This window comes from Kosakonia sp. SOY2 (assembly GCF_027109175.1).
In the GTDB taxonomy this organism is placed as follows: Bacteria; Pseudomonadota; Gammaproteobacteria; order Enterobacterales; family Enterobacteriaceae; genus Kosakonia.
In genome coordinates this window covers 287,985-300,723 of sequence record NZ_JAPVXH010000004.1, presented here as the reverse complement: position 1 = coordinate 300,723, position 12,739 = coordinate 287,985, and the positions used below count along the sequence as shown (strand labels likewise).

General features: G+C 57.2%; 11 protein-coding genes. 5 read left to right on the top strand and 6 right to left on the bottom strand.

All coding sequences use genetic code 11. The features are described 5' to 3' along the window. Window positions 1-168 precede the first annotated feature (168 nt). The 6 genes from O3S68_RS20085 to O3S68_RS20060 all read right to left on the bottom strand — a co-directional run bounded on the left by O3S68_RS20085 (window position 169) and on the right by O3S68_RS20060 (window position 7,500). Window positions 169-1,491, bottom strand: a complete 1,323-nt coding sequence (locus O3S68_RS20085; RefSeq protein WP_269232315.1) for an ABC transporter substrate-binding protein — start codon at window positions 1,489-1,491, stop codon at window positions 169-171. Then, the gene (locus O3S68_RS20080; RefSeq protein WP_269232314.1) at window positions 1,484-2,557 is read right to left on the bottom strand and encodes an ABC transporter ATP-binding protein; all 1,074 of its coding nucleotides are present in this window, start codon (window positions 2,555-2,557) and stop codon (window positions 1,484-1,486) included. Before O3S68_RS20080 ends, O3S68_RS20085 begins: the two co-directional genes overlap by 8 nt. Before the next feature lie 4 nt (window positions 2,558-2,561). Further along, a complete protein-coding gene (locus O3S68_RS20075) occupies window positions 2,562-3,386 on the bottom strand; it encodes a phosphodiesterase (protein WP_269232313.1) in 825 nt (274 codons plus the stop codon). 11 nt (window positions 3,387-3,397) lie between these two features. After that, entirely contained in the window at window positions 3,398-4,285 is an 888-nt protein-coding gene (locus tag O3S68_RS20070; RefSeq protein ID WP_269232312.1) for a carbohydrate ABC transporter permease, read from the bottom strand. Continuing rightward, entirely contained in the window at window positions 4,275-5,147 is an 873-nt protein-coding gene (locus O3S68_RS20065; protein WP_269232311.1) for a carbohydrate ABC transporter permease, read from the bottom strand. Before O3S68_RS20065 ends, O3S68_RS20070 begins: the two co-directional genes overlap by 11 nt. A 193-nt stretch (window positions 5,148-5,340) precedes the next feature. After that, window positions 5,341-7,500 (bottom strand): TonB-dependent siderophore receptor, encoded by a 2,160-nt coding sequence (locus O3S68_RS20060; RefSeq protein WP_269232310.1) that lies wholly within the window; start codon window positions 7,498-7,500, stop codon window positions 5,341-5,343. A 433-nt stretch (window positions 7,501-7,933) separates the two neighbouring features. Between O3S68_RS20060 and O3S68_RS20055 the strand changes: the two genes are divergently transcribed. From O3S68_RS20055 to O3S68_RS20035, 5 genes are read left to right on the top strand one after another with little or no spacing between them, the layout of a single operon-like run. After that, entirely contained in the window at window positions 7,934-8,761 is an 828-nt protein-coding gene (locus O3S68_RS20055) for an ABC transporter ATP-binding protein (protein WP_020456393.1), read from the top strand. Beyond that, entirely contained in the window at window positions 8,758-9,783 is a 1,026-nt protein-coding gene (locus O3S68_RS20050; protein ID WP_269232309.1) for a FecCD family ABC transporter permease, read from the top strand. Before O3S68_RS20055 ends, O3S68_RS20050 begins: the two co-directional genes overlap by 4 nt. After that, on the top strand, window positions 9,780-10,832 hold the full coding sequence (locus O3S68_RS20045) for a FecCD family ABC transporter permease (RefSeq protein ID WP_045510185.1): 1,053 nt from the start codon (window positions 9,780-9,782) through the stop codon (window positions 10,830-10,832). The genes O3S68_RS20050 and O3S68_RS20045 overlap by 4 nt, the downstream gene beginning before the upstream one ends. Window positions 10,833-10,848: 16 nt before the next feature. Next, window positions 10,849-11,796: an iron-siderophore ABC transporter substrate-binding protein gene (locus O3S68_RS20040; protein ID WP_269232308.1), complete on the top strand. Its 948-nt coding sequence runs from the start codon at window positions 10,849-10,851 to the stop codon at window positions 11,794-11,796. A 9-nt stretch (window positions 11,797-11,805) separates the two neighbouring features. After that, window positions 11,806-12,699: a MurR/RpiR family transcriptional regulator gene (locus tag O3S68_RS20035; RefSeq protein ID WP_269232307.1), complete on the top strand. Its 894-nt coding sequence runs from the start codon at window positions 11,806-11,808 to the stop codon at window positions 12,697-12,699. Window positions 12,700-12,739 lie beyond the last annotated feature (40 nt).

The window sequence follows — 12,739 nt, the reverse complement described above, 5'->3', positions numbered from 1 at the left end:
TTACCGGTGAAGCAAAATGAACAACATTTTTCACGTGACGCGTGTTGGCGACAAACCGATACCGCAAACGCGTGAACCCTTTGGCTGGTGTTCAAATGATACGGGAAAGACAGAGAAAATCATCGAGGAAAAGGAGAACTACCCCGCGTCCTTGCGGGGGGGAATGGCTTATTTCACGGCTTGTAGTGCCGTTTTCTCGACGTATGGCTTCATCAAGGTATCGGCTTCTTTCTGAGCGGCTTCGGCGGCGGCTTCCGGGGTGACTTTCTCGTCGTTCACCACGGCGGCGAGCTGGTTTTCCATCGCTTTACGCACCGCGACCGTCTCGTAAGTGGAGTACCACGGGTGGGCATATTGCAACTGCTCCAGCGCAATCGCCGCACGCGGATCCTGCTTCAGATACTCCTTCATCTCGGCGGTGTCGTAAGAGGCTTTCAGTGGTGAGAAGTAACCAGTGAAACGGCTCCAGGCCCCGTTGACTTCCGGGCTGACGAGGTAGGTCAGGAACTGATAAGCCGCTTTTTTCTGCGCGTCATTAATGCCCTTAAAACTTATCAGGCTGGCCCCGCCAATCGGCACCGCGCGCTGCTCCTGCGCGGGCATCATCGCCACACCCAGCTCGAAATCTTTGGTGTTCTCACGCATAAAGCCCAGCGCACCAGTGCTCAACATTGCCATTCCCAGCTTGCCGGAGAAAAACGCAGCGCTGATCTGCTTGGAGTTCAGTACGCCGGAGGGCATTACTTTGTCTTTGTAGATCAGATCCTGCCAGAAGCGCAGCGCGCCAATGGTGGTCGGTGCGTTGTAATAGACTTCGCCGGGATAGTTTTCGTTGAAGTAGTTACCGCCGTTGGCGCGCACCAGCGAGGAGAAAATCCAGCCGCCGTAATCGTCGTTAGTGGAGGGCAGCATAATGCCCCACTGACCTTTGCTCTGGTCGGTGAGTTTCTTCGCGTCGTCCAGCAGCTCCTTCCAGTTCTGCGGCGGCTGTTTGATGCCCGCCTGGTCAAACATCGTTTTGTTGTAGTACAGAATAGGCGTTGAGTTGTGGAACGGGATGGCGTAGGTCACGCCCATTACCTGCGCGTTTTTGTGCATGGCTGGCCAGAACGCATTTTGCAGGAAATCACCCGCTTTTTTGTCGCCGTATTTGAACAGTTCGTCCATCGGCAGAATTTCATCTTTCAGCGCCAGATCGGTGGTGAAGTTGGCGGACATGATCACCAGCGCAGGGGGCTGGCCCGCTTTCTGCGCGGATTCGGCTTTCATTTTGGTGGTGTCGTAATTGCCGGTGAAAATCCCGCGTACTTCCACGTCTTTTTGCGAATCGTTAAACGCCTTGATGATGCGCGTCATCTCCATCGTCAGTTTGCCGTCCACCGGGGCCGGAAACATGAAATCAATCTTCTCCTGCGCGATAGCAGTGCCGCTAATGGCAAGGGTAATGGCGTAAGTAAGCACTCGCAGCGTCTTTGGCAGAGGCTTAGGCATGGTCTTTCTCCTGGTGTAAGTTAAGCAAGGTTTGCGCATCAAAAAGATGGCTATCAAGGGGTGAAAAACCGACGCGGAGTGTGTCCCCTTTATTGGGCACATCACCTCTGTGACGGCGGATATAGCGCAGGGTGCCAATTGGCGTGCTGACGTGGAGCTGATAATCGGCTCCCATCAGTTCACGCTGAATCACCGTGGCGGGCAGCACCAACTGGCCCGCTTCCGGCGTATCGGTAATGTGTTCCGGGCGAATGCCCAGCCACACATCGGCGGCATCGCGCGCGTGAGGCGGTAACGGCAGGTGTTGCTCGTCCAGCAGCACGTTGCCACTGGCGCACGGCAGCGAGAGCAGATTCATCGCCGGTGAGCCGATAAACCCGGCGACAAACAGGTTTGCCGGGTGCGCATACAGGTGCTCCGGGCGACCTACTTGCTGCACGTGGCCGCCATTCATTACTACAATGCGATCGGCCATCGACATGGCTTCGGTCTGATCATGCGTGACATAAATGGTGCTGGTTTTGAGCTGTTGGTGCATCGCCATTATGCTGTCTCGCACCTCGGTGCGCAGGCGCGCATCAAGGTTGGAGAGCGGCTCGTCCATCAAAAACAGCTTTGGGTTACGCACAATTGCGCGTGCCATCGCCACGCGCTGGCGCTGGCCGCCGGAGAGTTTGGCCGGTTTTCTGTCCAGCAGCGTGTCGAGCTGCAGCATCTGCGCCACGCGATCGAGGCGCGGTTGCCAGCTCGCTTTCTCTTCCTTGCGCACTTTCATGCCGAAGGTGATGTTGTCGCGCACGGAAAGGTGCGGAAACAGCGCATAGTTCTGGAAGATCATCGCGAAGTTGCGCTCGCGCGGTGAAAGCGTGGTGATGTCGTCATTGTCGAGCAGGATCGCGCCGTCGCTGACGCTCTCCAGCCCGGCAATCAGCCGCAGCAACGTACTTTTCCCACAGCCGGAAGGGCCAACCAGCACCACGAATTCACCGTCGTGGATATCCAGCGTCAGCGCGCTGAGCGCCGCTTTGCCATCGAACTGTTTACTGATGTTTTGCAGTCTTAACATGGGTTTAACGCTCATCCACCGGGCAGCTGATGCTTTCGTTGTATAACCACGGGCCAGCGTAATGCGACAGCGGATGCAGGTAGCTGACCCACTGCTCGCCAATCTGGCGGTGCATCAGGCATGACGGCGGCGACATGTCGTAATACGGGCGCGTGTCTTCGTGGCAGTACGGCACCTGGTGCACCGTGGCCGGGATGGTGGCAATCGTCGCCTGGCGATACTGAGTCATGGTCAGGCTGTGGTTGTGGCCGCAGAAAATGCGCGTCAGCGCCGGGAAGCGCTCCACTAATTTCAGTAATTGATGGCCATTTTCGCAGGCGATGCGATCCATCTGCGCGTTACCGAGCGGCAGAGGCGGGTGGTGCATAAAAATGGCGGTCGGTTTGTCCTGACTTTGGCTAAGCTGCGCTTCCAGCCAGTTCAATGTTTCATTGGTCAGCCAGCCTTTCGATTCCCCGGCGAGGCTTGAATCAATGAACAGCAAGCGGGTGGCGAAATCATCAATCGCATAGCGCATGTTTTGCGGATCGTTGCCCAGATGCGGGCACAGCGGATGCAGATATTCGAGAAAGTGGGCTTTGTCATCGTGGTTGCCAGGAATAACAAACAGCGGGTAGTCGAGGCTACCGAGGATCTGGCGCGCCACGCGGTACTCTTCCGGACGGCCGCAGTTAACAATATCGCCGCTGACCACGACCGCATCCGGGCGTTCGCGCAGCGCGTTAAGCTGGCATACCACATCGGCATTTCCGGCGTTGATATCAATAAAGCCGTACAGCTTCTCGTTCTGGCTGCGGAAGTGGGTATCTGAAATTTGCGCTAAAAACATCACTCAACTCCTTATTTAATCCCGGAAAAGCCAAAGCTCCGGAGAAACTGCTTTTGAAAAGCGATAAACGCGACCATCAGCGGCAGGCAGACCATCAGCGTCCCGGCGCTGATCATTCCCCACTGACCGCCCGACTCCGCGCCCATGGCGAATGACACCAGGCCGACCGTCAGCACCTGTTTGTCCGGGTCGTTGAGCATCATCAGCGGCCATAAATACTCGTTCCAGTGGTAGGTAATGCTGACGGTGGCGAAGGCCAGCACCGACGGCCACGACATCGGCAACATCACGCGGAACAGCACCTGCCACCAGCGGCAGCCCTCCATCAGTGCCGCTTCTTCGATCTCTTTCGGGATAGCGAGAAACGCCTGGCGCATCAGGAACACGCCAAACGCCGAGGTGAAATAGGGCATCATCACGCCGGTCAGGGTGTTGAGCAGACCGAAGGTTTTGAGTGTCAGCATGTTGGGGATCATCATCACCACCGGCATGATCATCAGTTGCACCAGAAACAGAATGAACAGTGTTTTCTTGCCGCGAAATTCGTGGCAGGCAAAGACGTAACCGGCGGTGGTGATGGTGAATAGCTGCACGAAGAAGGTGCCAAAGGCGAAAATCAGCGTGTTGGTGTAGAGGCTCAGCCAGTTGGCGCTGTTCCACGCGTCGCGGAAGTTATCCAGCGTGAGCGGAAAGCGCGGCAGAATCGACGCCATTCCTTCACCAAAGGTGGTGGCGCTGAAAGCAGACGAAAGCATCCAGATAAAGGGGCTCACCCACAACAGCGCCAGGCACACCATCAGCACCGCAAGCGTTACCGGACGGGAGTAGCGCAGGCGCAGCCACAACGGGCGCGCTATGGTCGTGCTGCGATTGATGGCAGGCGTGATTTCAACGCTCATAATGCGCTCCTCTTTCCAGCAGTTTCAGATTAACCAGCGAGAAGATGAACAGCCCGACCAGCGTCAAAAACGTGGCAGCGGAGGCTTTGCCCAGATCGTGGGTATCCCAGGCGAGGTTTTGGATGTAATAGAGCAGCACGGTGGTGGCGTTGTCCGGCCCGCCTCGCGTCATCACCGCGACGTGATCGATCTGAGTAATCGAGTAGATGAGTGCGGTGGTAACAACAAAGCTGATGGTCGGGCGCAGCAGCGGTAGCGTCACCCTGAAGAACACCTGCGTTGAGGTTGCCCCTTCCATGAGGGCCGCTTCACGCGTGGACGCGGGAATGCCCTGTAACCCGGCCAGAAAGAACAGCATGTAATAACCGGCAAACTTCCAGACGCCAATCAGCGCCAGCGCAAACAGCGCGCTGTTGCTGCGTCCCAGCCAGTTGTTGTTCATCGGGCCAAACAGTTGCGCCAGGTAATGATCGAGCATGCCGAGGCCGGGCATAAAGATAAACAGCCACAGCGCGGCGGCGCTGACCATCGGGATAATCATCGGGAAGAAGAAGGCGGTGCGCAGCCAGCGGTTGATGCGGTGGTTTTCCCACAAGGCCACCGCCAGTAGCAGCGCCAGCGCGACGCCCGGGATCACCGTCAGCAGCAGATAAATCAGGTTATTGAACAGCGATTGCCAGAACACACTGTCATCCAACAGGCGGGCGAAATTTCCCAGCCCGACATACGGCGCATCCTGCGTTGCCATGCGGGTATCGAACAGGCTGTCGTACACCGAGCGAAATAGCGGAAAGTAGGTAAACAGCGCCAGAAACAGCAGTGACGGCGACAGGATCAGCCAGGGAAGCCAGTATTTTCTCATAAGTTTCTGAAAACGAATTTACGGGGTTCGAAAGCCAGAGAGTCTGTGAAAAAAATGCTGCAATAGGATGGCGCGCAAATGACTGTTTAGTGAACAGGTGTTCACTGTAGGCGCTGGCGGGAAGGTGAGTGTTATGGGCAAAAAAAGCCCCGCATCCTGCGGGGCACCTTCCTCACCGGTTCACGGGAGGAGATCAGAAATCTATTTTGACGGTGAACTGCACTTCGCGTGGATTGCCAATCTGGTTGCCCAGGTTGTTGGTGGCTATTGACGAGGTGTAGTACGTCTTGTCGAAGATATTTTTCAGGTTGACCTGCAACGTTACCGGGTATTGCAGTTTCATTTTGTATGCGGCAAACGCATCGGCAACCGCGTAGCCCGGCAGATAGTAATCCGCGCCGTTGGTAGCAGAGCGGCGGCTAACGCCATGACCGCCGCCGCCGAGAGTCAGTGTATTTCCAGCAAAGACATTATGAATGTCATAGGTCAGGAACAGTGAACCGGTGTGGCGCGGCACGTTCGGCAATGGTTTACCGGCGTAATCGGGATCTTCCAGCACTTTCGCCGCCGTGTAGCTGTAGCTGGCAATGACATTCATGTTCGGCGTCAATGCACCGGCGAGATCCATTTCCACACCTTGCGAGCGCACGCGACCGGCGGTTTTCGCCACGGTATCACCGGCGATGATCTCGTTATACAGCACGTTACGCTTATGGATGTCAAACGCCGTAATATTGGCGGTAACGCCGTCGAACAGATCGAATTTTGCACCCACTTCGTAAGAGGTGGAGGTTTCTGGCGGTAAGTCACCGATATAGCTGGCGATGGACGACTGCGGCATAAAGGCTTTCGCTACGTTACCGAACAGCGAAACCGATGGCGTGAGTTTGTAGACCAGGCCAAATTTCGGTGTCCATTTTTCGTCGCTGCTGTCGGTATTGACGTTAAACGGACGGCCTTTCCCGGCGTACTGGGTGTAATACTGGTAGCGCATCCCGGCGACGGCGATCCATTTGTCGGTCAGGTATAACGCATCCTGCGCATAAACCGAGTAGCTCTCCTGCTTGATAGTTTGATCGCTGTCGGACGCGGAAACGGACGTACACTTGCGGGCATTGCCATAGCCTGGGTTATAAATATTGAAATCTTTGACGTTTTTACAGCGGATCATGTCGGTACGCAGCAGATCGTAATATTCATACGAAACGCCGGTGAGGATCTCATTATAAAAACCGCCAATATTCACATTACCCTGCAGGTCAGCCCGCGTGGTGTGCATACGCTGCGTGGATCCTTGCGTGGCATCTACACGGCGCGTCAGATTACCGGTGGCGGCATCGTAAGCCATCACGCGTGACTGATTATCGCTGTATTTATCCTGGCTGAAGCCGTACTCCAATTTCCCGGTCCATTCGCTGTTAAAGCGGTACTCGGCGTTCAACTGTGCGATGTCGGATTCACCGTCGGTGATGTTAAACGGCTCATCGAAACGGGTTTTTCTGTCGACGTTCACCGCCTGTTTGGTGGTGAGATCGAAGATCGTGCCGCGATCGAACGGTGTCTGGTAATCGCGGTGCGAGTAGAGCACGTTGACGGTGGCGTTATCGCCAAACCACGTCAGCGAGGGCGAAATAAAGGTGCTTTTCTCTTTACCAAAATTGCGCCAGTAATCTTCATTTTGATACTCGCCAATCAGGCGATACGCCAGCCGCGTACCCTCAATCGGCCCGGTAACATCAAACTGGCCGGTTCCGCCGCCAAAACTTGAAGAAGTGGCGGAAACGGAGCCGCCGAATTGGGTTTCCGGGCGTTTCGTGACCACATTGATAAGCCCGCCGGGATCGAGAATGCCGTACAGCGTGGACGCCGGGCCTTTCAGCACTTCAACGCGAGATACGTCGGCATTAAAACTGCGCGGCACCACGGTGCGCAGGCCGTTGGTCATGATTGAACCATCACGGTTGGCACCAAATCCCCGGCGCACAAACGCATCCTGTGTGCCGCCGAGCGTGTTGGTTTGTACCACATTGCTGACGTTGTACAGCGCTTCGTCAAGGCTGGTGGCGTGTTGATCTTCCAGCACTTTATCGCTCACAGTGTTGACCACCTGCGGAATATCCAGCAGCGGCATGGACGTCAGCGTGGCGGTGGACGAGCTGAGCGGCTGGTAGCCGGAAGTCGCCTGTTTATCGGCGGAAGAGGCGCCCGCCAGCACGGTAATGGTATCGCCGTCTTTGCTTTGTTCCGGCTTATCTGCCGCATGTGTCAAAGGAGTGAAAGCCGACCCTAAAAAGAGCGCTGAAAACAGCGCGCGCCCTTTCAGCCCGGAAATACAACGAGTTAGCTCAGCCATTTATTCTACTTTTCCCGAAAAACCCTGAACAACACAGGAGTGAACGTTTTTATCTTTATTGCCCGATTGCGCGAATCTACCCGTTTGCTGCGATCTACAGCGTCGGATATGTAATTGAGAATCATTCAATCATGAGGCTTTGTAGTAGTAAACGTAAAATGAAAGAAATTTGCTACAGCGGTTTCAGGCGTGAAATACAACTCGATAAGTTGTGATGAATTTTGGTTAATCGATTGAAAATAAAGTAATTATTTTTAATTCTTGTGGAGCGGTTTTTCTGTAGTAACACAAAATAAAGGGGGGTTGGTTTCGCTTTCTACGGCACTTGACTACTACAGCGGCAAACGGCAATATCGAAAAGAGAATGAGATTTATTTTTGTTTGATGGTTTAGTGCGCGGCTATTTTCATGAGCTTGCGGCGCAGGAGTCAACATGCCACAGCAAGTGGAAAATCAAGCCGCAGGGCAAGGGATCGTGCTGGAAAGCCTGTCGGCGGGCTACCACAGCAAGGTGATTGTCAACGACATTACGCTTTCGATCCCTACGGGGAAAATGACCGTGCTGGTCGGCGCGAACGGCTCCGGCAAATCCACACTGCTCGGCACCATCGCCCGGATGCTCAAACCGCTCGGCGGCAGCGTGCTGCTTGATGGCAAAGCCATTCATCACCAACCCACTAAAGCCGTTTCCCGCCAGTTAGGTATTTTGCCGCAATCGCCGATTGTGCCGGAAGGGCTCACCGTCTTTGAACTGGTGTCGCGCGGGCGTTTTCCGTGGCAGAGCTTTATGCGCCAGTGGTCTGAAGAAGACGAACAGGCAGTCGTTGACGCACTAAATCTGACCGGCACTGCAGAATTCGCCCATCAAACGGTAGACAGCCTCTCCGGCGGGCAGCGTCAGCGCTGCTGGATAGCAATGGCGCTGGCGCAGCAAACGCCGGTGATCCTGCTCGATGAGCCGACAACGTTTCTCGATCTGCGCTACCAGGTGGAGATCCTCGAACTGCTGCATTCCCTGACCCGCGATCATGGACGCACCGTGGTTGCGGTATTGCACGATCTCAATTTTGCGGTCAACTACGCCGACACGCTGGTGTTCCTGAAACAGGGGCGCTTACAAGGAGTGATTCACGAAGGCGATGCCTGTACCCCTGAGCTGATCAAACGCGTATTTGATGTTGACGTGCAGATGTCGATTAACCCGCTGACCGGTAAGCCCTTTTTTATGCCGTTTCGTAAACCGGACGGAACAAGCGCATGAGTAGTGTCGCGTTTTCTGCCCGCCGTCGTGCCGGGCGCGTGGGTGTGGCCTCACTGCTGCTGACACTGGTAGTGCTGGCGGCATCGGTCGCGCATCTTGGCCTTGGCGCGCGCTATATCGCGCCGCCGACGGTCATCCAGGCGCTGCTGGATTTCGATCCGCGCAACTTTGATCATCGCGTCATTATCAGCCTGCGTTTGTTGCGTCTGGTGGCGGCACTGTTCACCGGTGCCGCGCTTGGCGTGGCCGGGGCGCTGCTGCAATCGGTCATCCGCAACCCCTTAGGCGAGCCGCATATTCTGGGGCTGAATTCCGGTGCCGCGCTGGCGGTCGTGGCCTGCACGGCGCTCGGCATTAGCTCCGGCGATGCCGCATTCAGCCGACCGTTGATTGCCGCAGGCGGTGCTGCACTGCTCTTTTCGCTGGTGATGGCGCTTTCGGCTGCCGGGCGTTCGGGTTTTACGCCGATGAAGGTGACGCTGTGCGGCGTGGCGCTGTCGGCGTTTGCCTCCTCAATTACCGCCGCGATCCTGATCCTTGATGAGCAAACGCTGCTCACTATGCGCACCTGGCTGGCGGGCGATCTCGCCGGGTTGAATTGGGCACAGATCCAGCATGCGGCAATGGCCGCTGTTATCGGTTTTGCGGTGGCGTTATGGCTGGCTCCGGCACTGAACATGCTGGCGCTGGGCGACAACATGGCGCGGGGTTTAGGTGTGTCGCTGATGCGAACGCGTGCATTGTCGCTGGTGGCGATTGCGCTGCTGTGCGGTGCGGCGGTGTCGGTCGCCGGGCCGATTGGTTTTATTGGCCTGGTGGTGCCGCATATGGTGCGCCGTCTCGTCGGGGATGATTTATGTGTGGTTGTGCCACTTTCGGCGCTGGGCGGCGCGCTGTTGTTACTGGTGGCAGATATCGCCGCCCGCACGCTGCTGGCGCCGCAGGAACTGGCAACCGGCGTGATGACCGCGCTGGTAGGGGCGCCGCTGTTTATAGCGCTGGCGGCGAGGTTTTTCAAATGAGCAGCCCGTTGCAGCGCGCCGGATTGCGCAGCTTGCGGGTTGGTGCTTTTTCGCGCCTGCTGCGCCCGCATGCGCTGATGTGGCTTTTGGGGCTCGCCATCGTGGCGCTGGCGTTACTGCTGACGGGCGTGACACAAGGTTCGTTGCCGGTTCCGGCATCTTCTATTGGCCGTGCGTTATTTTTCCCTCAGGCGCTGAGCGGCGAGCAGCAATACGTGGTGTGGGACATTCGACTGCCGCGCGTGCTGATGGCGCTAATGTGCGGGGCGATGCTCGGCATGGCGGGGGCGGCGATGCAGTCGATCACCCGTAACGGGCTGGCGGATCCTGGCTTGATTGGCGTGAAAGAGGGGGCGAGCGTAGTCGTGCTCACGCTGGTGCTGTGCTTTCCGGCCGTTGGTGTAGTCTGGCGACCGCTGGCCGGCATGGCGGGGGGACTGCTCGCTGCCGGGCTGGTGATGGCGCTGGCGCGCGATGTTTCCCGTCCGCGCTTTGTGCTGCTCGGCATTGGCGTTTCCTGGACCTTCGCCGCCGGGATTGGCGCGTTTATGACCACCGCCGATGTGCGCGATGTGCAAACCGCGATGATGTGGCTGGCGGGCAGTCTGCATGCTGCCACCTGGCCGTTGTTGATGGTGGCGCTGTGCTGGGCGGTTCCGGCAACATTGATTTTACTGGTAACCGCGCGCGCGGCGGATGTGGCGTTGCTCGGTAATCAGGCGGCGACCGGTCTGGGTGTGCGTCTTGCGCACCTTCAACTGCTGCGCTTTATCGCGCCGGTGTTACTCACCGCCGCCAGCGTTTCTTGCGTGGGCAGTATCGGTTTTGTTGGCCTGATTGCCCCGCATATGGCGCGCTTTCTGCTGCGCGGCGGCCAACGTGCGCTGCTGTGGGGAAGCGCAATGCTGGGCGGGTTACTGGTATTGCTGGCGGATTCGCTCGGACGGCTGGCTTTTGCGCCGCTGCAAATCCCCGCCGGGATTGTTATCTCGCTGATTGGCGGGCCGTTTTTCTTGCTGCTGCTGTGGCAGCGGCGCGATCGTTTATAACGCTTAAAGGTCTTGTATGCGCTTACTTTTTTCGCTGCTAGTGCTGGTTGGTCTGAGTGCCAGCGCCGCGGAACAGACACAGGTTTTCACCGACGATCTCGGGCGCGTGGTGACGGTACCATTGCACCCGAAGCGCATTGTGTCGTTACACGATCTCGATATCACTATTCCGCTGATTGAGCTTGGCGTACCGCCGGTCGCCAGCCACGGACGGACGCGCCCGGACGGCACGCATGTGTTGCGCTCCAGCGGCATGTTGACCGGTGTCGATTTTGACAATTCGGCGATGACATTTATTGGTTCAGCGGATATCGACATTGAAGCGGTGGTGGCGGCAAAACCGGATTTGATCATCACCGAGCCCAGTCGCAACACGCCGGTTGAGCAGTTAGCGAAAATCGCGCCCACCGTCAGCATCGATCATCTGGAGGGCGGAGCGCCGGAGATCTATCGCAAGCTGGCGCAGTTGACCGGTACGCAGGCGCGCTTTGCGATCCTTGAGCGCCGTTATCATGAGCAGATCGCTGCGCTGAAAAAAACCATTGATACCAGCAAGATAACCGTGTCGGTTATTCAGGCTAACAACGGGAAAATCAACGCGCTGCACAGTTATCACTCGCTGGGTCGCGTGCTGCGCGATGCCGGTTTTCGTTTTCCGCCGCTTATCGACAGCATCCCTGACGGCGGGCGCATCGACGTCAGCGCCGAGCGGTTGCCGGAACTGGATGCCGATTTCGTTTTTGCCACCTGGCGCGGCGATACCGGCGGTAAACCACAGGATGAAATGGCGGCCATGGATGCGGTGATGCCGGGCTGGTGTGATTTCCTCACTGCTTGTCGCCGCGGGCATTACGTGCTGATTTCGCGCGAAGAGGCGATCTCCAACTCGTTTGCCTCACTGAGCCTGATGGTGGCGCAGGTGCAGTCACACATTGCCGGTCGACCGTTACCGGCGGCCAGATAAGGGCGCACGATGCTGAACACCAAAAAAGCGAAAACTCGTGTGGATGTGTATGGGGAACGCTTTCGGGCGCGGGCGCAGACGTTGTCGCCGCGTTTGCAGGCGGTGGCACGTTATATCAATGAAAACCGCGAAGGGGTGCTGGAGCAAACGGCAATGGAGATCGCCGCCGCGACGCAAACCTCCGATGCCACGGTAGTGCGTGCGATTCAGGCGCTCGGTTTCGCCGGGCTTCGCGATTTGAAGCAGACGCTTGAGCACTGGTTCGGCCCGTCGATCTCCTCGGCGGAAAAGATGAGCACCACGGTGAATGCGCTCTCGTGCGACGTCAATTCCGGCATCGATTTTGTGATCGAAGGGCACCAGCATACCTGCGAAATCCTCTCCGCGCCGGATAACCGCTACGCGATTGCTCAGGCGGTGGCGCTGCTGGTCGAGGCGCGGCAGGTGGCGATTTTCGGCATCGGCGCATCGGGGATCCTCGCCGAGTACGCCGCGCGGTTGTTCAGCCGCATCGGGTTACCCACATCCCCGCTTAACCGCACCGGCATTGCCCTGTCGGAGCAGCTTATCAATTTGCAGCGCGGCGATGTGCTGGTGATGATGGCGCAGAAATCGGCGCACCGGGAAGGGTTGACCACGCTGAAAGAGACGCGGCGGCTGGGGATCCCGGTGATTTTGTTGACCAACGCTGTTGAGTCACGTTTTAGCCAGCAAGCCGATGTGGTGATCCACGTTCCGCGCGGCGGCGAGAAGGGCAAAATCCCGCTACACGGCACCGTGCTGCTGTGTCTGGAGATGATCATCTTGTCGGTGGCGTCCGCCACGTCGCAGCGGGCAATTAAAACGGTGAAACGCATTAATGAGTTTCACCGTGGGTTAAAACCGGGCGGGAAGAAGGGTTAAGCCTGGCAGGCTTTTAGCAGTGCAGCCCAGTCATCCGGCG

Bases quoted from the DNA above. Each gene is read 5' to 3' on its own strand.
- O3S68_RS20085 (WP_269232315.1), bottom strand. From the start codon at position 1,491: ATGCCTAAGCCTCTGCCAAAGACGCTGCGAGTGCTTACTTACGCCATT.
- O3S68_RS20080 (WP_269232314.1), bottom strand. From the start codon at position 2,557: ATGTTAAGACTGCAAAACATCAGTAAACAGTTCGATGGCAAAGCGGCG.
- O3S68_RS20075 (WP_269232313.1), bottom strand. From the start codon at position 3,386: ATGTTTTTAGCGCAAATTTCAGATACCCACTTCCGCAGCCAGAACGAG.
- O3S68_RS20070 (WP_269232312.1), bottom strand. From the start codon at position 4,285: ATGAGCGTTGAAATCACGCCTGCCATCAATCGCAGCACGACCATAGCG.
- O3S68_RS20065 (WP_269232311.1), bottom strand. From the start codon at position 5,147: ATGAGAAAATACTGGCTTCCCTGGCTGATCCTGTCGCCGTCACTGCTG.
- O3S68_RS20060 (WP_269232310.1), bottom strand. From the start codon at position 7,500: ATGGCTGAGCTAACTCGTTGTATTTCCGGGCTGAAAGGGCGCGCGCTG.
- O3S68_RS20055 (WP_020456393.1), top strand. From the start codon at position 7,934: ATGCCACAGCAAGTGGAAAATCAAGCCGCAGGGCAAGGGATCGTGCTG.
- O3S68_RS20050 (WP_269232309.1), top strand. From the start codon at position 8,758: ATGAGTAGTGTCGCGTTTTCTGCCCGCCGTCGTGCCGGGCGCGTGGGT.
- O3S68_RS20045 (WP_045510185.1), top strand. From the start codon at position 9,780: ATGAGCAGCCCGTTGCAGCGCGCCGGATTGCGCAGCTTGCGGGTTGGT.
- O3S68_RS20040 (WP_269232308.1), top strand. From the start codon at position 10,849: ATGCGCTTACTTTTTTCGCTGCTAGTGCTGGTTGGTCTGAGTGCCAGC.
- O3S68_RS20035 (WP_269232307.1), top strand. From the start codon at position 11,806: ATGCTGAACACCAAAAAAGCGAAAACTCGTGTGGATGTGTATGGGGAA.